The sequence below is a fragment of the Candidatus Hydrothermales bacterium genome (assembly GCA_039630235.1).
Taxonomy (GTDB): Bacteria; Hydrothermota; Hydrothermia; order Hydrothermales; family JAJRUZ01; genus JBCNVI01.
This window is the reverse complement of sequence record JBCNVI010000066.1, coordinates 1-554: the sequence shown is the minus strand read 5'-3', so window position 1 is coordinate 554 and position 554 is coordinate 1. Positions and strand designations below refer to the sequence as shown.

Here is a 554-nt window from a genome sequence, read left to right as displayed (position 1 = left end):
ATACAACATAAAACCGGATATACTAGTACTTGCAAAGGCTCTGGGAGGAGGAGTAGTTCCCGTAGGAGCAATAGTATCCAACAAAAAAGCCTGGCAAATATTTGAAGAAAATCCCTTATTCCATACTTCTACTTTTGGGGGAAATCCTTTAGCACTTATCGCCTGTATATCAACAATAGAATTCATTATACAAAATAATGTCATAGATCAAGTAAAAGAAAAAGGAGAGTATTTCCTAAGCAAACTTCTTTCTGTAAGTAAACCAGAGGTAATAAAAGATATAAGAGGAAGAGGATTGATGATAGGAATTGAACTAAAAGAAGAGTATTATGCAGCATCAATTTTTTCGTCATTGATAAATAACAACATAATTACTGCTTATACCCTCAACCAACCAAAAGTTATAAGAATAGAACCTCCTTATACAATAACATATGAACAAATAGACTTTGTTTCGTTCAAAATCCAAGAAGCAATAAATCAAACAATAGAATTATTTGAGATAGCATAAGAATCTCAAATGGAAACAATTATTCCTTCTTTGGTATCATGTT

At 31.8% G+C, this 554-nt stretch carries 1 protein-coding gene; it reads left to right on the top strand.

The genetic code is table 11. The features are described 5' to 3' along the window. Positions 1-511 (top strand): aminotransferase class III-fold pyridoxal phosphate-dependent enzyme (locus tag ABDH49_09335; protein MEN3047140.1); only part of this gene is annotated, 511 nt, incomplete at its 5' end. Positions 512-554: the final 43 nt, after the last annotated feature.